Annotated in this window: 16 protein-coding genes and 1 pseudogene; 2 read left to right on the top strand and 15 right to left on the bottom strand. The window is 64.3% G+C overall.

The window, feature by feature from the left end:
- The first annotated feature begins 60 nt into the window (after window positions 1-60).
- The gene (locus R5R73_RS11880; protein WP_322527632.1) at window positions 61-1251 is read left to right on the top strand and encodes an amino acid aminotransferase; all 1191 of its coding nucleotides are present in this window, start codon (window positions 61-63) and stop codon (window positions 1249-1251) included.
- 127 nt (window positions 1252-1378) lie between these two features.
- On the opposite strand, the gene R5R73_RS11885 is transcribed toward R5R73_RS11880, so the two are convergent.
- Together R5R73_RS11885 and dkgB are read right to left on the bottom strand one after the other, a co-directional pair.
- Window positions 1379-1840 carry a hypothetical protein gene (locus R5R73_RS11885; RefSeq protein ID WP_322527633.1) on the bottom strand — a complete coding sequence of 154 codons (462 nt, stop codon included), beginning with the start codon at window positions 1838-1840 and terminating at the stop codon, window positions 1379-1381.
- Window positions 1841-2036: 196 nt separating this feature from the next.
- On the bottom strand, window positions 2037-2849 hold the full coding sequence (dkgB, locus tag R5R73_RS11890; protein ID WP_322527634.1) for a 2,5-didehydrogluconate reductase DkgB: 813 nt from the start codon (window positions 2847-2849) through the stop codon (window positions 2037-2039).
- 218 nt (window positions 2850-3067) lie between these two features.
- Here dkgB and R5R73_RS11895 point away from each other — a divergent pair, with 218 nt between their 5' ends.
- Window positions 3068-4210, top strand: a complete 1143-nt coding sequence (locus R5R73_RS11895) for an NAD(P)/FAD-dependent oxidoreductase (protein WP_322527635.1) — start codon at window positions 3068-3070, stop codon at window positions 4208-4210.
- 137 nt (window positions 4211-4347) lie between these two features.
- On the opposite strand, the gene R5R73_RS11900 is transcribed toward R5R73_RS11895, so the two are convergent.
- The 13 genes and pseudogenes from R5R73_RS11900 to R5R73_RS11960 form a co-directional block, all read right to left on the bottom strand.
- Window positions 4348-4935: a YceI family protein gene (locus R5R73_RS11900; RefSeq protein ID WP_322527636.1), complete on the bottom strand. Its 588-nt coding sequence runs from the start codon at window positions 4933-4935 to the stop codon at window positions 4348-4350.
- 89 nt (window positions 4936-5024) lie between these two features.
- Window positions 5025-5579 (bottom strand): annotated as a pseudogene (locus R5R73_RS11905) (cytochrome b).
- A gap of 248 nt (window positions 5580-5827) precedes the next feature.
- Entirely contained in the window at window positions 5828-7060 is a 1233-nt protein-coding gene (locus R5R73_RS11910; RefSeq protein WP_322527637.1) for an O-succinylhomoserine sulfhydrylase, read from the bottom strand.
- A 221-nt stretch (window positions 7061-7281) separates the two neighbouring features.
- Window positions 7282-8796, bottom strand: coding sequence for an amidophosphoribosyltransferase (gene purF / locus R5R73_RS11915; protein WP_071232152.1), 1515 nt, complete (start codon window positions 8794-8796; stop codon window positions 7282-7284).
- Window positions 8797-8825: 29 nt separating this feature from the next.
- Window positions 8826-9446, bottom strand: a complete 621-nt coding sequence (locus R5R73_RS11920; RefSeq protein WP_110634480.1) for a CvpA family protein — start codon at window positions 9444-9446, stop codon at window positions 8826-8828.
- Complete coding sequence (locus R5R73_RS11925; RefSeq protein ID WP_322527638.1) at window positions 9446-10195, bottom strand: SPOR domain-containing protein; 750 nt, start codon at window positions 10193-10195, stop codon at window positions 9446-9448. Before R5R73_RS11925 ends, R5R73_RS11920 begins: the two co-directional genes overlap by 1 nt.
- A gap of 82 nt (window positions 10196-10277) precedes the next feature.
- Entirely contained in the window at window positions 10278-11564 is a 1287-nt protein-coding gene (locus tag R5R73_RS11930) for a folylpolyglutamate synthase/dihydrofolate synthase family protein (protein ID WP_322527639.1), read from the bottom strand.
- Window positions 11565-11578: 14 nt separating this feature from the next.
- A complete protein-coding gene (accD, locus tag R5R73_RS11935; RefSeq protein ID WP_071232148.1) occupies window positions 11579-12514 on the bottom strand; it encodes an acetyl-CoA carboxylase, carboxyltransferase subunit beta in 936 nt (311 codons plus the stop codon).
- Between the two features lie 128 nt (window positions 12515-12642).
- Window positions 12643-13473, bottom strand: a complete 831-nt coding sequence (trpA, locus tag R5R73_RS11940) for a tryptophan synthase subunit alpha (protein ID WP_071232147.1) — start codon at window positions 13471-13473, stop codon at window positions 12643-12645.
- 48 nt (window positions 13474-13521) lie between these two features.
- Window positions 13522-14736 (bottom strand): tryptophan synthase subunit beta, encoded by a 1215-nt coding sequence (gene trpB, locus R5R73_RS11945; RefSeq protein WP_071232146.1) that lies wholly within the window; start codon window positions 14734-14736, stop codon window positions 13522-13524.
- Between the two features lie 10 nt (window positions 14737-14746).
- Complete coding sequence (locus tag R5R73_RS11950; RefSeq protein WP_322527640.1) at window positions 14747-15481, bottom strand: phosphoribosylanthranilate isomerase; 735 nt, start codon at window positions 15479-15481, stop codon at window positions 14747-14749.
- Complete coding sequence (truA, locus tag R5R73_RS11955) at window positions 15478-16443, bottom strand: tRNA pseudouridine(38-40) synthase TruA (RefSeq protein WP_322527641.1); 966 nt, start codon at window positions 16441-16443, stop codon at window positions 15478-15480. Before truA ends, R5R73_RS11950 begins: the two co-directional genes overlap by 4 nt.
- A gap of 24 nt (window positions 16444-16467) precedes the next feature.
- Window positions 16468-18807, bottom strand: coding sequence for a FimV/HubP family polar landmark protein (locus R5R73_RS11960; RefSeq protein WP_322527642.1), 2340 nt, complete (start codon window positions 18805-18807; stop codon window positions 16468-16470).
- Between the last annotated feature and the right edge of the window lie 19 nt (window positions 18808-18826).

Below are 18826 nucleotides of genomic sequence, written 5' to 3' on the forward strand. Positions count from 1 at the left end.
ATGCGATGAGTTGTCGAAAGATCGTCATGGTCCCCAGAAATAGCGAGGTAGTGCACGCTAATGTTTGAGAAGATCGAGCGCGTCCCCGGGGATGCCATCCTCGGGCTGATCGAAGCTTACAATCAGGATCCCAACCCGCAGAAGGTCGACCTGGGTGTCGGCGTCTATCGGGATCCGAATGGCAATACGCCGATCATGCGGGCCGTGAAACAGGCCGAGGCGCGTCTGCTGGAAAGCGAGAAGACCAAGAGTTACATCGGCTCTCACGGTGATCCCCGCTACGGCAAGGCGATTCTTCCGCTGGTGCTGGGTGCCGGCTCGCCGGTACTGGCCGCCAACCGGGCCAGCGCTACCCAGTCGCCGGGCGGCACCGGCGCGCTGCGCCTGGCAGCGGACTTCATCCGCACCCAACTCCCGGGCAAGAGCATCTGGCTCTCCAACCCGACCTGGCCGAACCACATCGGCATCTTCGAAGGCGCCGAGATCCCGATTCAGCGTTATCCGTACGTCGACAGCGACAACCGTCTCGACTTCGACGGCATGCTGGCCGCGCTCAAGCAGATCCCGCAGGGCGATGTCGTGCTGCTGCACGCGTGCTGCCACAACCCGTCTGGCTTCGACCTGAACCAGGATCAGTGGCGCCAGGTGCTGGCCGTGGTTCAGGAGCGCGGCCTGCTGCCGCTGGTCGATTTCGCCTACCAGGGATTCGGTGACGGTCTGGACGTCGATGCCTTCGGCGTGCGCCTGCTGGCCGAGAATCTCGACGAGATGCTGATCACCAGTTCCTGCTCGAAGAACTTCGGCCTCTATCGCGAACGTACCGGCTGCCTGATCGTGATCGCCAGAACCGCCGAGCAGATGGAGAACGTGCGCTCTCAGATGGCGATCGTCGCCCGCGAGAACTACTCCACGCCCCCGTCGCACGGCGCCGCCATCGTGATCGACATTCTCGAATCCGAAGAGCTGACCCAGCTCTGGAAGAGTGAACTGACCGAGATGTGCAATCGCATCAATTCGCTGCGTCGCGACCTGGTCGATTCGCTCAAGCCCTATGGGCTGGATCAGCGCTTCGCCCACGTGGCGGAACAGCGCGGCATGTTCTCCTACACCGGCCTTTCCACGGAACAGGTCAAGCGCCTGCGCGACGAGTTCAGCATCTACATGGTGGGCTCTGGCCGCGCCAACGTCGCCGGCTTCACCAGCGAGAACCTGCCCTACGTGGCCAAGGCGATCGCTGCCGTCGTCGACTGAACCTGGCATTGTGGCCAGTCGAAAAACCCCGGTCTGACCGGGGTTTTTTCGTTGGATCTAAGGTTTTCTTCGTTGGATAAGCAGGCACGTCACGATCACGACGATATGGTCGACACGACGTTGAATATCACTCGGACAGCGTATCCGATCCCATGGCCTGCTCGAAGCGTTCCCGGGTCACGCCACCGGCGTCCGCCTCGTTGAGTTGCTGGAACATCGTCTGCTGCTCGGCGCTGACCGCTTCGTCCTCGTCGATGACGCCGCTACCGTCGACATCCAGCTGGTCGAAACTCAACGCATTGGGCCGCTGATCGACCGGGGTCTGTGCGCCGCCATCGGTGAAGCCGGCATTCTTCTGCCCGACGCCGCCCGATTTCTCGATCGATTCGTGATCGACCTGAGAGGCATTGGCGGGGGCCTGCGGCTCACCGCTATCCTGTTTCACGTTCAGCCCCGAACTTTCCGCCGGCGTCGACTCCTCTTCCATGGCCGAGGCGTCCTGAGCCCAGGCCGGCAGCGCCAGCAGGCCCGCCACCAAGCCGGCACCCAGGCCCGATACCACTGCCTTTTTCATCGTCCGTGTACGCATTGCTGATCCTCTTGAAACGGTAACGCTTTTGACCCGCGGGCTCGGCAAAAATTCGTCGGGATCGAATTTCGGGATCGAATTTCGGCATCGTATCGCAAGGTTCGGACCGGATGCCCGTCCGAGACGGGCAGGCATCCGGCGCTTGTGCTCGTTGACCTGTGGAGTCAGGAACCAAGGGGTCAGTCAGAGGCAGACGTCACTCGTCCCAGCGAGGGGCAAACGAGGGATTGGCTTGACGGTCGCCGCGATCGAGGCGGTTGATCTGCTCGATCTCGTCGTCGCTCAGGCGAATGTTCATCGCCTCGAGATTCGATTTCTGGTTGGCCGGCTTGGTCGAGGAGGGAATCACGATGATGTCGCGCGCCGCGATCCAGGCCAGCGCGATCTGTGCCGGAGAGGCGTCATGCGCCTGCGCGATGCGCTTGAGTACCGGGTCGTCCATCACCTTGCCCACCGCCAGCGGCATGTAGGCCGTCACTTCCAGCCCCTTGGACTGACAGTGTTCGACCAGCTTGCGATTGGCGAGGAAGGGATGCACCTCGATCTGGTTGGTCACGATGTTTTCACCGCCCGGCAGTGTCAGCGCCTCGTCGATCTGGCCGATGGTGAAATTGGACACGCCGATATGCCGGGTGAGCCCGCGGGCACGCGCCGCATCCAGCGCACCGATGGTATCGGCCATCGGCACCTCGCCGTTGGGGGATGGCCAATGGATCAGCACCAGATCGAGCCGGTCGAGACCGAAGTTCTCGAGGCTCTGCTCGATGGCAGCGGCCAACTGCTTCGGTTCGAGCTTGTCCCACCAGATCTTGGTGGTAACGAACAGCTCGTCACGCGCGATGCCGCTCTGATGGATCGCCTTGCCCACCGCGGCTTCGTTTTCGTACATCTGGGCACTGTCGAGATGACGATAGCCGAGCTCGAGTGCGGACGTCACCGAATCGATCACCGCCTGCTCCTTGAGACGATACGTTCCCAGACCGGGTTGCGGCAAAATATGACGTGCCATGAATGCTTCTCCTTGAGATGAAAAGTCAGCCGAGGCCAAAAGCGCAACTCCAGCAGTGCAAACAAGTTACAATTGCGGACAACTGCCGGCGTCTTCAAGCCTCTTCCGAGGGCTCGTCCAAATATCGGGCACGCCAGGCACGGCCATGCACCGTCGGTTTTCAGCCAGGCCCCATGCACATGCTAGACTGAAGTCCGATTCCCCGCCCGGATCGAGGCATGCCCAATACCCAGCCGAGTTCCTCCGATAACCATCCCGAGGGCCAGCATCTGGTACTCGTCGGTAACGGCGATTCCCATCTTCACGTGGCCGCCCACGCCGAGCGCCTTGTCGCTCATGGCGCTCGCGTCACACTGGTGACGCAACAGGACTTCGCCTTCTCGGACTGGCTCGGCGGAATGCTGGGCGGCGAGTGGCAGCGCGAAGACATTCGCCTGCCGGCAGACCGCATCGTCGCCCACGGCGGCTTCCATGTTCGCGCCGAAGTGATTCAGGTCGAGCGCCAGAAGCGCCGAATCACGCTCGGTGGCGGCCGTCAGCTCGATTACGACTGGCTGTCGCTCGATCTGCCGCCCGTTCTCGACGAGCATGCCATTCCCGGCTTCTATAGCGCCAAAGGCGTGTTCACCGCCACCGCCGATGATCTCTGGCAGTTGCGCCAGCAGCTGGAAACCCGTCTCGCCAGCGCTACGGGCTCGCTTCCCTCCGTCGCCGTCATCGGTGGCGGCCCTGCCGGTGTCGAACTCGCGGCCAACCTGCTGGCGCTGGGTGAACGCTATGGCCGCCGGCTTCCGGTCACTCTGATCGGTAACGACCGCCGCCCGCTGCCCGGCGCCTGCCAGCGGGCCAATCGCTGGCTGATGAAGCGGCTGCTGCGCCGTGGCTTGCGTCTGGAACTGGTCGCGACGGCGACCCGCTACGACCGCCATCAACTGATACTGGACGATGGCAGCGCCGTCGATGCCGATCTGCTGCTGGTCACCGACCACCTGCGGCCTTCGCCGGCACAGGCTCTCTTCGACCTGACGCCTGACGAGACGGGCCACCTCGACGTCGGCCCCATGTTACGCAGCCGTGAGGATTCGCGACTGTTCCTGGCCCGGGAGACGCCGCCCGATCGCGATCATCCGCTGACGACACGCGAACGAGCGGCACTGCTGCTGGAATCGCTGGATCAGACACTCAGCGGCGAGCCCCGGACGCTGCGCTACGATCAATTCGAACGCTGGAAGGCACTCAATCTGGGCGATCTCCGCGACATCGCCTGGCGCGGCTCGCTATGGTGTCGCGGCCGCTGGGTCCGGCGCTGGAAGCATCGCCGAGATCGCCGCGAAGTGGCGCATTATCTGGGTAACGCCTAGCCGCGAGACATTGCCCACGCCACCCTGTTGAACACCTTCCCGAAAGCCACAGCACATAACGCACGATCCCGGCGCCAGGGCCGGGATCACGTCTATCGAACCACTTTTTTCAGGCGAGGCTCACGGCCCGAGCCTCGTTACTGGCGGATGCCTTCCAGCACCACGTAGAGTTCCAGTGTACGCATCGACTCGGGGAAAGCGCTCATGTCGATATCGAAGTCGGCCAGGTTGAGCTCCGTCGTTGCCTCGAAGCCCTGGCGATAGCCGCCCCACGGGTCGTCGCCGCCGCCGATATGATCGACCTCGAACGTCACCGACTTGGTGACGCCATGGATCGTCAGGTCGCCGGTCATCTCGGCCTCGTCACCATCGTCGTCGACATCGAAGCCGGTGGACTTGAACGTCGCCTGCGGGAATTCGCTCGCGGCGAGGAAGTCACCGCTCAGAATGTGCTTGTTCCGCTCGGCGTGGTTGGTTTCCAGGCTGTTCACATCCACGGTGACATTGACGCTGGCGTCGTCCGGCGACTCGGGATCGTAGCTGAAGCCCCCGTCGAACGACTTGAAGTCGCCCAGAATGTACGAATACCCCAGATGGCTGATCTTGAACTGGATGAAGGCGTGTTGACCCTCGGTGTCGATCTGGTAGTCGGCGGCCTGTGCCTGGGCCAGCGGCATTGCCGAAGCGGCGGCGATCAGCGTTGCCAGTGCAGTCTTCTTCAACATCGTCATGCTCCTCGAAGCGGTTTGAGTCATCTTGCCAAACGGTCCGGTCCTGGCGACGGCAGCCGACGGCCAGGCCGGAAATGAAATCCTCAGCGGCGTCTGGCCGCACGGGAGGTCAACATGCGGGTCAGCGTATCCTGACGATCCACCCAGTGATGCTTGAACGCTGCCAGCCCATGACCGAGTGCCAGAATGACCAGCGCCCAGGCCGCGTACCAGTGTACGTCACCTGCCAGCACGGCCTGATCCGGCAGCCCCGAGACCAGCGCCGGCACGGTGAACCAGCCGAACACGCTGATCCCCTCGCCTTCCGCCGTGGAAATCAGATAGCCGGAGATCATCACCACGAACATCAACGCGTAGATCAGCCCGTGCCCGACATGCGCCGCCCGCTGCTCCAGCGGCTTGCCATGGGCGACCGGCGTCGGCTGCGCCAGCCGCCAGACGACCCGGAAGACGCTGACCAGCAGCACCACGATGCCGATCGATTTATGCCACCACGGCGCCAGGTGATACCAGTGATCGTAATAGCCCAGCCCGGTCATTCACCAGCCCAGCGCGAACAGGCCGAAAACCGCCAGCGCGCTCGCCCAGTGAATGACGATGCTGACCCAACCCCAACCCGATCGCGTATTTCCCCACACGGCACGTTCTCTCGTTGTCATTCTCTCAGCATACGGCCTGGCGGACAGGAAGCTAGATGAGTCTCCGGAAAACGATTGGTGACGAAGAGGAAACAATACGCGGGGAACATGCATCAATACCCCCACCATGGCATGCCATAGCGAGTATCGGGATATCTTCAAAGCCCTTGGGTAGCCGATGGGAGATCATCCAATAAAAAAAGCTCTGACGATGCCGCCAGAGCTTTTCGAAGCGAGGGAGCCGTTGGCTATAGCAGAGTCAGACCTCGCTCGAGATCGGCCTTGAGATCGTCCAGCGTTTCCAGGCCGACGGCGATACGAATCAAGCCATCACGGATGCCGGCAGAAGCGCGCTGTTCGTCGCTGAGGCGGCCATGGGTGGTGGTGCCGGGATGAGTGATCGTCGTCTTGACGTCGCCCAGGTTGCCAGTGATCGACATCACGCGTGTATTGTCGATGACCTTCCAGGCGGCCGCCTGGCCGCCTTTCACCTCGACCCCCATGACCGCACCGAACCCCTGCTGCTGGCGTTTGGCCAACGCATGCTGCGGGTGACTCTCGAGACCGCTGTAGTAGACGCGCTCGATGGCCGGCTGGGCTTCGAGCCACTCCGCCATGGCCTGTGCGTTGCGGCTATGTGCCTGCATGCGCAGGCTGAGCGTTTCCAGCCCCTTGAGGAAGATCCAGGCGTTGAACGGGCTCATGCACGGGCCGCAGGTACGCACCACGCCATAGAGCTGCTCGAGCTCGGCATCGCGCCCGACCACGGCGCCGCCGATCGCCCGGCCCTGGCCATCGAGATATTTGGTGGCGGAGTGAATCACCAGATCCGCGCCCAGGTCCAGCGGCCGCTGCAGCGCCGGGGTCAGAAAGCAGTTGTCGATCGCCAGCAAAGCACTATGACGGTGCGCCAGTTCGGCCAGCGCTGCGACATCGACCAGCTCGTTGAGCGGATTAGACGGTGTTTCGGCAAACAGCAGCCTGGTCTTCGGCGTGATGGCCGCTTCCCACTGCGCCAGGTCGTTGAGCTCGACATAGCGCGGGACGACGCCGAACTTGGCGAGGTACTTGTCGAACAGCGCGATGGTCGAGCCGAACACCGAACGCGAGACGATCACCTCGTCGCCGGCTTTGAGCAACGCCAGCACGGTGGAGAGAATCGCTGCCATGCCGGAGCTGGTGGCGACGCAGCGCTCGCCGCCCTCGAGCGCCGCCAGACGCCGCTCGAAATTGCGCACCGTCGGGTTGGTGAAGCGGGAGTAGACGTTGCCCGGCTCCTCGCCCTTGAACTTGCGCGCCGCTTCCGCCGCACTGCCGTAGACGAAGCTGGAGGTCGGGAAAATCGGCTCGCCGTGTTCCTGCTCGTGGGTGCGCTCATGCCCCGCACGAATCGCCAGCGTCTCCAGGCCTAACGTTTCCAGGCCCGATGCTTCCAGACCCGGTGTTTCCAACCCCGGCGTGGGGGCGTCGTCAAAACTCATCCTTCAGCTCCTGAAAAACAAGGGAGCCTCCGATTAACGTCATGAGCGCAGGCAAGACAAGGCAAAAATCAACGAAACAGCGGAGTTTACGAAGGTGTAAATGAGCATTTTGAGTTGATTTTTGACACCGTATTGCCCAGCGGAATAGTTAATCAGAGGTTTCCAAGATCCCGTGAGAGCCCGGCACATGCGGCCGGACTCAGGTTCGATCGCCCTGGCGATCAATCGTCCTCACTGTCGTTGTGCAGATCGACGACGGCGTTGAGGCTCTCGCGACCGGACTTGGCAGCATCGTTACGCGCCGCTTCCAGCGCCGTGAAATACTCCTCGTCGACATCGCCCGTGACGTAGTTGCCGTCGAATACCGAACAGTCGAAATCGTCCAGCGCCGGGTTGACCTCGCGACAGGCCGCCTTGAGATCCTCGAGATCCTGATAGATCAGCCGGTCGGCGCCAATCAGCTCGCCCACTTCGGCATCGGTGCGGCCATGAGCGACCAGTTCGGTGGCGACCGGCATGTCGATACCGTAGACGTTGGGATAGCGCACGGCCGGCGCGGCGGAGGCGAAGTAGACCTTGTTGGCGCCGGCATCGCGGGCCATCTGGATGATCTGCTTGCAGGTCGTCCCGCGCACGATCGAGTCGTCCACCAGCATCACGTTCTTGCCTTCGAACTCGCTGGCGATGGCGTTGAGCTTCTGGCGGACCGACTTCTTGCGCTGGGTCTGCCCGGGCATGATGAACGTCCGGCCGATGTAGCGGTTCTTCATGAAGCCTTCGCGGAACGTCACGCCGATGTGCTGGGCCAGTTCCAGCGCCGTGGTCCGGGAGGTATCGGGAATCGGGATCACCACGTCGATGTCGTGGTCCGGCCACTCGCGCTGGATGCGGTCGCCCAGCTTGCGGCCCATCTGCATCCGGGTGCCGTAGACATAGGCACCGTCGAGCATGGAGTCGGGCCGCGCCAGATAGACGTGCTCGAAGATGCACGGGGTCAGCCGCGGCTTGTCGGCGCACATCTGCGTATGGATGTTCTTGTCCATGTCGACGAAGATCGCCTCGCCCGGCGCCAGGTCCCGCACCAGTTCGAAGCCGGCCACATCGAGCGCCACCGACTCGGAGGCGATCATCACTTCCTGGCCTTCGGGCGTCTGGCGCGTACCATAGACGACCGGACGAATGCCGTGGGGGTCGCGAAACGCCACCAGCCCGAAGCCGTTGATGATCGACACGGCAGCGTACCCCCCGCTGCAGCGCCGGTGAACGCGGCGCAGCGCGTCGAAGATATCCTCCGGCGTCAGATACAGCCCCTGCTTGCCCAGTTCGTGCGCGAACACGTTGAGCAGCACCTCGGAGTCCGAGCTGGTATTGATATGGCGCAGATCGGAGGAGAACAGCTCCTGCTTGAGCTGATCGGAGTTGGTCAGGTTGCCGTTGTGGGCCAGGGTGATGCCGTAGGGCGAATTGACGTAGAACGGCTGGGATTCGGCCTCGCTCGCCGTACCGGCGGTCGGGTAGCGGACATGGCCGATACCCAGGTTGCCCTTCAGTCGCTTCATGTGACGCGTATGGAACACGTCCCGGACCAGACCGTTGTTCTTGCGCAGCAGAAAGCGACCTTCATCCCAGGTCATCATGCCGGCGGCATCCTGTCCGCGGTGCTGCAAGACCGTCAATGCGTCATAGATCAACTGATTGACCGCTTCATTGGCCATGAGGCCTACGATACCGCACATGCCGACTTACCTCGCTTGGTCGCACCCATTCAGGGCGCCGGTTTTTCGGCCGGAACAGGGGCGGGAATCGTCACCCCCTGCCCGTCCTGACTGTATGAAGAGCTGGATGAAGCGTCGCGCCCCGGTAGCGTCATCGGCAGGTGCCGCATCGCCTCCTCGGCGGCGGACGGGTCGACGTCCCAGCTCTGCAGCTGAACCACCGCCCATGTCCGCAACGACTCGAACGACGGTCTCAGCTGCGCCTGCTGCCAGGCCTGCAGCTGGGCCAACGGCGTCAAGCCGATGACGACCGTGACGATCACCAGGATCGCCCCGCCACGGGCCAGACCGAAGATCGCTCCGGCCACGCGGTTGAAGAATCCCATGCCGACCCACTCGATCGCCGCATTGAGCAGGCGGATGATGAATCCGCAGATCATCACCACCACGAAGATGATCAGCACGAACCCCAGTACCAGCCGCGCATCGGGATGCGAGATGTAGGGTTCCAGCAGATCGGCGATCGGCTTGGCGAATATCCGTGCCGCCAGCAGCGCCACGATCCAGGCGCCGAGCCCCAGCGCCTCCCGCACCAGGCCACGCATGAAACCTGCCAGCATCGATATCGTCAATACCAGCAGGAAAGCGTAGTCGAGCCAGGTCAAAGTCATCAGCTACCCGGTTTGCGGATCAGCAGTCCCTGGATATTGGCGGCCTGCTTGAGCTCGGATCGCGCCTTCTCGCCCGCATCCGACGACGAGAACGGGCCAACGTAGACCGTGGTCAGGTTGTTGTCCCGCGGCTTCGAATAGGCTGCGAAGCCCTGCTCCTTGAGCTTGGCGGTCAGGCGCGACGCGTTGTCCGCCTGACCGAAGCTGCCGACCTGCACGACCCAGCCGCCATCGCTGCTGGCGGCAGTGCGCTCGGGTGCCGATGCCTGCTGCGTGGAGGACGGCTGCGACGAGGATTGCACCGGCGCCGAGGGTTCCGGTTCGGCCGGACGCGGCTGCGGCTGGCTCTGCTCCGTCTGCGCGATCTCGGCGATCGGATCGCTGCCGCCGCCAGAGGCTCCGTCGTCGCCGGAGGTCGTGCCGCCCTGGCCGAAGGAATCCTCGCTGCCGGCGCCGAGCTGGCTACGGGTATCCGGCTCCGGCACGGCGTTGTCACCCGCGCTGCTCCCGTTCATGTTCATGCTGCCGGCACCCTGATTGCCGTTGGCGGCGACCGATGCCGGCGGTTCGGGTGATTCGATGATGCGCTGACGGGTTTCGCCACCGCCGATCGGTTGCTCGATGACCATGACCGGGCCCGGCTCCTGCTGACGCGGTTCGGGATCATCGAAAAGCATCGGCAGGAAAATGGCCCCCAATGCGACGAGAATGACCGCACCGCTGATACGTTCACGCCATCCGTACTTCATGGGACCTTGACCTCCTTGATAGCACCTTGATTTCCTTGAGCACGATCCGGCATCCGATCGATCATCCCGGCAATCGCCTTCACTACACTTCGTCGCCCGCCAGCGCCGTCAGCGCTTCCAGCGCGCCGGCCACGGTCAGAAACGAGCCGCATACTAACACTTCTTCATCGGGCGCAAGGCGTGATGCCAGCCAGTCGACGCCGGCGGCCGGCGACGAAGCGGTCGCCAGCACCTCACCGCCTCGGCCAATCATGGATTCGGCCAGTGCCTCGCCCGAGCGACCGCGCGGGCCTGCCAGCCCTACCGGCAGCCAGACATCGATCACCGGGGCCAGCGCCTCGATCAGCGCCTCGGCATCCTTGTCCTGCAGGACGCCGAGCAGGCCGATACGGCGACGCGGCGCCGGTGATCGCTGCGCCAGTCTCGCTGCCACATAATGCGCGGCATGGGGATTGTGCGCCACATCGAAACACCAGTTCCCCAACCACTGCAGTCGGCCCGCCAGCGCGACGGTGGACATCGCCTGGAGGGATTGCGCATGTTGAGGCACGACGCCGCACAGCCCGAGCACCTGGAGCGCGACGGCGGCATTGTCGAGCGGCAACCCCGGATCGGGCAAGCTATCGAGCTGATAGCGAAGCCCCTCCGCCCCTTGGCCCCGCCAGCGCCACTGGTCGCCATCGACGTCTTCATGATCGAAATCGCGCCCCAGCCAGTAAGCGGGCACCTCCAGGGCACCGATGCGCTGCGAGACACTGACCGGCAATGCGCGGCTGCCGAGCACCGCCGGCCGCCCCTGGCGGAGAATGCCGGCCTTCTCGAATCCGATGACTTCGAGGTCGGTGCCGAGAAAGTCCGCATGATCCTGGGCGATGGTGGTGATGACGGCAATATCGCTGTCGATCACGTTGACCGCATCCAGACGACCGCCGAGCCCGACTTCGAGAATGGCCAGATGGGGGCGCACCTCGGCGATCGCAACCAGTGCCGCCAGAGTTCCGGCCTCGAAGTAGGTAAGACTGACGGGGTCGCCGGCCAAGCGGGCCGATTCGACGCGCTCGAATCCGGCGATCAGGGTGGCGTCGTCGGCCGCGATACCATCGAAGCAGAGCCGCTCGTTGTAGCGCAGCAGATGAGGCGAAGTGTAGCTGGCCGTGGACAGGCCATGAGCCCGAGCGAGGCGCTCGAGCATGGCCACGGTGGAGCCCTTGCCGTTGGTGCCGGCGACGGTCACGACCCGCTGCGCGATCGGACCCTGCGTCAACCCCAGCCGTGCGGCAACGACCGCCACCCGTTCGAGCCCCATGTCGATGGCGACCGGATGCTGGCGCTCGAGACGCGCCAGCCAGTCGTTGAGGGTGGCACTCATGGATCAGCGGTTCCTCAACGGGGTGCCTGGGTCGCGTCCGGTTCGTCGGCCAGCGGCGAGAAGTCCGCACTCTCGTCCGCGACCTGACCGGCCGGCGGCTGATGCGTCAGCTTGCGCAGAATGCTGCCCAACCGTTCACGCATCTCAGGCCGCGGGATGATCATGTCCACGGTGCCGTGTTCGAGCAGGAACTCGCTGCGCTGGAAGCCTTCCGGCAGTGTCTCTCGCACCGTCTGCTCGATGACGCGCGGGCCGGCAAAACCGATCAGCGCATTGGGCTCAGCCACGTTGAGGTCGCCCAGCATCGCCAGCGATGCCGAAACCCCGCCGAAGACCGGATCGGTGAGCACGGAGATGTAGGGCACGCCGGCCAGCTTGAGCTTTTCCAGCGCCGCGGAGGTCTTGGCCATCTGCATCAGCGAGAACAGCGCTTCCTGCATGCGGGCGCCGCCGGAGGCAGCGAAGCAGATCAGCGGAATCTCTTCTTCCAGCGCCAGCGTGGCGGCACGGACGAATTTCTCGCCGACCACCGCGCCCATGGAGCCGCCCATGAAGGAGAACTCGAACGCCACCGCGACGACGGGCAAACCATCCAGCGTGCCGCGCATGGCGATCAGCGCATCGTTCTCGTCGGTCGCTTTCTGGGCCGATGCCAGGCGATCCTTGTACTTCTTGGAGTCCCGGAACTTGAGACGATCGCTCGGCTGAAGGTCGCCCGCGATCTCTTCACGCCCTTCAGCATCGAGAAACCAGTTGAGACGCTTGCGCGCGGTCAGCCGCAGATGATGCTGACATTTGGGACAAACGTTCTGGTGCTTCTCCAGCTCGGGAAGATAGAGCACCGATTCACAATTCGGGCACTTGCGCCACAGGCCGTCCGGCACGCTGGCGCGGCGGTCGTTGCGCTGGATGCGGCTCATCGACGGGACGATCTTGTCTAGCCAGCTCATGTCAGGAACGATTCCCTATTTGCCTAAATAGAAAGTAATGACGACATAGAAAACAATGGCGCCAGCCGCGACGAACGGCTGTCGCGACAACCGCAAACGCTGAATGATACCAAATCGACGACAACGACTCAGCCGACCGCTTCCCGGTCGAGCGCTTCGCGCATCTCGCCGAGAATCGATTTCAGCGCGGCGGGAACGGACGCCGGATCATCGGCATGCTCGGCGATGCGACCGACCAGGGCGCTGCCGACGATCACGCCATCGGCGACACGGCCGATGGCCGCTGCGGTGGCCCCGTCGCGGATGCCGAAGCCCACGCACAGCGGCAGCTCGGTGATACGGCGCAACTTGTTCAACTGCTCGCCGACGGCGTCGGCGTCCAGCGTGGCGGCCCCGGTCACCCCCTTGAGAGAGACGTAGTAGAGGTAGCCCTCGCCGTGTTCGCAGATCGCGCGAGCGCGCGCCTCGGAGGTCGTCGGCGCCAGCAGGAAAATCGACTGCAGGCCGTGCTCCGCGAACAGCGCGGCGTTGTCGCCCGCCTCCTCCGGGGGCATGTCGACCACCAGCACGCCATCGACCCCGGAAGCCTGGGCCTGGCGCGTGAAGACCTCGTACCCCATCCGCTCGATGGGATTGAGATACCCCATCAGCACCACGGGAGTTTCGCTGTCCCGCTGGCGGAATTCCGCCACCATCTCCAGCACATGCTGCAATCGCGTGCCGTGTACCAGCGCCCGCTCGCAGGCCTTCTGGATGACCGGACCATCGGCCATCGGATCCGAGAACGGCACGCCCAGCTCGATCACGTCGGCGCCGGCTTCCACGCAGGCATGCATGAAGTCGACCGTGTGCGCAGGGGCCGGGTCGCCAGCGGTGATATAGGGAATGAGCGCCGTACGGCCCTGAGCCTTCAGTGCGGCAAAGCGCTGGTCGATACGGTTGTGTTCAATACGATTCATGTCGCCCTCGAGTCATGTCGCCAGCCGTCGTTCTGCCGGCGCCGGCCATCAAAATTCGATTCCGTCGAGTTTGGCGACGGTATGGATATCCTTGTCACCACGCCCGGACAGGTTGACGACGATATGCTGCTCCGGAGACATCTCCCCCGCCAGCTTCTTGGCGTGAGCCAGGGCATGCGACGACTCCAGCGCCGGCATGATGCCTTCGACGAGCGTCAGCTCACGGAAGGCCGCCAGCACCTCGTTGTCGTCCGCCGCCACGTAGCGCACGCGACCGACATCCTTCCACAGCGCGTGCTCGGGGCCGACGCCGGGATAATCGAGACCGGCAGAGATCGACTGGGTGTCGGCGACCTGCCCGCCCTCGTCGGACATCAGGTAGGTCCGGTTGCCGTGCAGCACGCCGCGAGGCGCATTGGCGGTCAGCGGCGCGGCGTGGCGGCCGGTGGCGACGCCTTCGCCGCCAGCCTCGACGCCATACATGGCGACATCGTCATCCTCGACGAACGGATAGAACAGGCCCATGGCGTTGGAGCCGCCGCCGACGCAGGCGACCAGCGCGTCCGGCAACCGGCCGATCTGCTCGAGCGACTGGCGACGCGCCTCGCGGCCGACCACCGCACTGAAATCGCGTACCAGCATCGGATAAGGGTGCGGACCCGCCACCGTACCGATGATGTAGAAGGTGTCGTCGACGTTGGTGACCCAGTCGCGCAGCGCCTCGTTCATGGCATCCTTGAGCGTGCGCGAGCCGGACTCCACCGGCACCACCTTGGCGCCCAGCAGATGCATGCGGTAGACGTTCAGCTTCTGGCGCTCGACATCCTCGGCGCCCATGTAGATCTCGCATTTCAGACCCAGCCGCGCGGCAACCGTCGCCGTGGCGACACCGTGCTGACCGGCACCGGTCTCGGCGATCACGCGCGGCTTGCCGGCCTTCTTGGCCAGCAGCGCCTGCCCGATGGTGTTGTTCACCTTGTGCGCGCCAGTGTGGTTCAGATCCTCGCGCTTGAGCCATATCTGCGCACCACCGATCTCGCGCGACCAGCGCTCGGCGTGGTAGAGCGGCGACGGCCGGCCGACATAATGCTTCAGGTCATTGTCGAACTCCGCCTGGAATTCGGGATCGTTCTTGAGACTCGCATAGATGTTCTCGAGCTCCTCGAGCGCGAAACTCAAGGTCTCGGAAACGAAGCGGCCACCGTAAGGACCGAAGTGGCCGCGAGCATCCGGCAGTTGCGTCAAATCGTGGAATCGGCTCACGAAGGGACCCTCATGATGTGGCGGTGGATGAATGGGGCGTGACTGGATCGGCACTGGACGGTACCGGCGCGAGCGAGACGTTCGCCGTCTGTACGCGTTCGCAGAAGGCGCGGATGCGAGAGGGATCCTTGATCCCCTTTCGCGTGCCCACCGCAGACGCCAACGCCGCGGAAGGTGCGTCGGCAGCGTGCATCGCTTCGACGCCGCCGGAGACATCGACCGCATAGGGCCGTACCCGCGCCACGGCATCGGCGACGTTATCCGGCGTCAGGCCGCCGGCGAGAATGACGGGTTTCGCCAGGTCCGCCGGGATACGCTGCCAGTCGAAGGTTTCGCCCGTGCCGCCGGGAACGCCGGGGCGATAGGCATCGAGCAGCAGCGCGCCGGCACCGGCGTAGGTATCGACTGCCGCCTGCAGATCGATATCGTCGTGCATGCGCAGCGCCTTGATCCAGGGCTTGCCGAAACGCGCGCAGAACTCGGGCGACTCGTCACCGTGGAACTGTAGCAGGTCGAGATAAGGCAGACACATCTCGACATCGGCCACGCTCGGGTCGACGAACAGCCCCACACGTGTCACGAACGGCGACACCGAAGCGCTGAGCGACGCGAGCGTGTCGAGATCAAGCGCGCGCGCGCTTCCCGGCCACATCACGAAGCCGAGCGCATCGGCCCCGCTGGCAACGGCCGCCGCGATGTCTTCACGACGGGTCAAACCGCAGATCTTGATTCTGACGGGATTCATGACGTGGTCTCCAAGCGGGCCTGGGGAGGCTGATCGACTACCCGGCCCTGATCATCGATCCATTTCGGCCACACGCGACGGCGGCGCATCAGCAGCGTATCCGGAATTTCGCCACGTTCACCGGTCCATTCACCGAGAAAGGATAGCAGGTGCGGCCCCACCGGTTCTTCCGGCAGCGCAAAGCGCTCGTCGAAGCGCACATCGACGAAATGCAGACCGCTGGCCGGCGCCGTCACGTTGCCCGACCTGCGATCCCTGAGCGCCAGCAGTCGCTCGGGGTACGCTTCGTCCTCGTCTCCCCGGCCGACCGCCATCAGTACACCGGCGATGTTGCGAATCATGTGATGAAGAAAGGCGTTGGCCTGCACATCGATCATCACGATCGGCCCGAAACGGCGCACATCGATGAAATGCAGATGGCGAATCGGCACCTTCGACTGACAGCCGGCGGCGCGGTAGCTGGAAAAATCATGTTCCCCGACCAGCGCCTGGGCGGCACGATGCATGCGCTCCGCGTCCAGCGGCTCGCGACACCAGGTCACGTTGTGACGCTCCATCACGGGGCGCGTCGGCTGGTTGAGGATGATATAGCGGTAACGTCTTGCCAGGGCCGAAAATCGAGCGTGGAACTCGCCGGAAACCGGCGTCAGCCAGCGTACCGCGATATCACGCGGCAACTGGGCATTGGCGCCGAACAGCCAGGCTTTCTGGGTACGCACTACCGGCGCATCGAAGTGAACGATCTGGCGCGTGGCATGGACGCCACTGTCGGTGCGGCCGCTGCAGAGCACACGCACGGGCGTGGCGGCGATCTTGCTCAGTGCCGCCTCGAGCGCGCCCTGCACCGAGTCGGCATGGCGCAACCGCTGCCAGCCGCAGTAATGCGTACCGTCATATTCGACGCCGAGGGCCAAGCGACCGCTGAGCGGCTGGTTGTCATCCTGCCGGGAGAAAAACGCCATCGAAACCTGTGCAGCCCAAAGTCGTTAGGGGCGCCCATTATCCCGATGCGACGGTTCGAATTCCACCTCCTCGACATCCCATCCCGCAGGAACTTCCCGCAGCGTGCCACGCCTCTCGCCGCCACGCGCTGGCGACACGACATCCGGCACCTCGGGACGAGCGCTGCGGATGCCCGCCCGGGCCCCGTCGTCGGGTGCCATCTCGCTCTTCGGCTCCAACGGCAGAGCGGAAAAATCGATGTCCGGCATCGTCAGCGACGACGCCTCGTTCCCGCTCTCCAGCGAGGCGGATACCGAATCCGCCGGCGATGCGATCACGCTCCGCTCGGCGTCCAGTTCCAGCTTTGGGGCTTCGTAGTCGATATGAGCGAGGGCCGACGACGTTGCCGAAGGCTCGGCGGACGGTGTCATATCGTCATCGAACAGCACCGACATGGAATCGGTCCGGGAAGCGGATTCAGCCGGAGACGAGGCTTCCGACCGCACGGTGGGTTCATCGGCAACTCCGGTATCGGGCCGAGCCTCATCGGTCTCGGGACGAACCTTATCGGCCACGGCACGCACCGCGCCGGACTCGACCCGGCCGGCCTGCGACTCGAACAGCGCGTCGACATCCTCCACCGTATCCTGCGCGGCCGTCTCGCCCTCCGCTTCCGTTTCGCCGGTCGCCTCCTGCCAGCTCTCCTCGACGTAGCGGGCGCGATAGTCGTCGACCAGAGCCTGTCCTTCCCGGCGCTGTTCGGGCGTGGCGTCGTCACCAAAGCCGGCGAGCGCCTCTTCCAGCGCGTCCATGTCACGCAACTCGCCCAACGCTCTCAACAGCCCCAGGCGAAATTGCGCATTCTCTTTTTGGGCCAGTTGCTGGCGCAGCCAGTCGCGCGCCTCGGCATGGCGTCCATAAGCCATGAAGATATCCGCCTGGCTGATCGAGACCGAGTCGACATCCACTTCCGGCAGCGGCCGGCGCGGTGCCATCGATGCCGCGGCCTGGCGACTGGCCTCGAGCGGGGACGGCTCGGCGGCCTCCGCCCTCTGCTCATCGACAGGTTCGACAACTTCGTGAACTTCACGACGGCGGCGTCGCTCCCAGGTCCACAGCAACAGCAGGACGATCAGTACTCCGCCGCCAATCCAGTCGAGATGCCCCAGCAGCCGCTGCCATAACGAAGGCGACGAGGCGGGCGCCGGTCCGGTTGATGCCGTTACGGGCTTTTCACCGGAGGGGGTCCCGGCGGGCGACTGCACGCGGGAAGGCGACAGTGTTGCAGCCTGAGCCGCCGCGATGGCGGCAGCACTGACGACCGGCGTGCCTCCCTGCACGCCTTCCTGTCCAGAGGCACCGTCGCTCGCGTTTGTGTCTGTTGCCGTCGTGGATGGCTCAGCGACGGCCGCGAGCGCGCCCTGCAGCGCGTCGCGCTCGGATTGCAACGCAGCAATCGTCGCGCGTTGGCGTTCGGTCATCGCGGTCAGGTCGGCTATCTGCCGGGTCAGTGCGGCGAGCTGGTCGGGATCGGATGCCCCCGATGCCTCACGGCGCCCCACGATGTCGATCATCGGGCGTCCGTCGTCGGTCCGATGAACGAGCTCACCGAGCCGGGATGCCGCCGCCTCTGGCGAGATATCGGTCACGGCCGCGATCGCAGGCACCGCCAGCCTGACGCCAGCCCGCAGCCGGTCGATGTCTCCATCGATGAAGGCGTCGGGGTTGGATTGGTACAGGGCCAGCATCAGCGGCTGGCGATCAAGTCCGGATCGAGGCAACAGCGAAGCTGCCAAGGTGGATAGCGAGTCGCCGGGCCGAACGGTGATTTGCCCGGGCCAGGCGGGCGACCCGCTCGTTGCCGATGCAGCGTCGTCGGCAGATCCAGCGGCCGGGTTCCGCATTGCCGTGGCCTGCGTCACCACGCTCTTCGTTACCGGATATCCCGGCGCGAGGCCGCGATCGCCATTCAGCAATGGCTGCGAGCTGGCATAGCCGACGGGATCGAACAGCAGCGACACGTCCCGCTGCCATTGCCCACCCGGCCAGGTCACCACCAGCAGCAGATCGAGAAACGGCTCCCGCACTCGGCGCGAGCTATCGAGAATCAGTGCCAGATCACCCTCACGGCGCACGACTTTGACCGATAGCGTGTCCAGCAGCGAGCTGCGAGACAATCCTGATTGCCGGTAAGCCGCGTCGTCGGCAACGGCTACCGATATCTGCGAGGCCTCGAGGCCGCTGCCATCGGTCAGCGGCAGCACCACGTGAAGCGGCCGATGGAGGGGGGATACCTGCTGCGGATCGCCAATGCCGAGAGCGTGGGCTGAAGAGGCCAGCACCAGGCAGAGCCCGCCGGTGATCGTTGTAAGCCGTTGCCGCATGGTTTCCTCGCCGACGAAT

It is taken from the genome of Salinicola sp. LHM (genome assembly GCF_034479735.1).
Taxonomy (GTDB): Bacteria; Pseudomonadota; Gammaproteobacteria; order Pseudomonadales; family Halomonadaceae; genus Salinicola; species Salinicola salarius.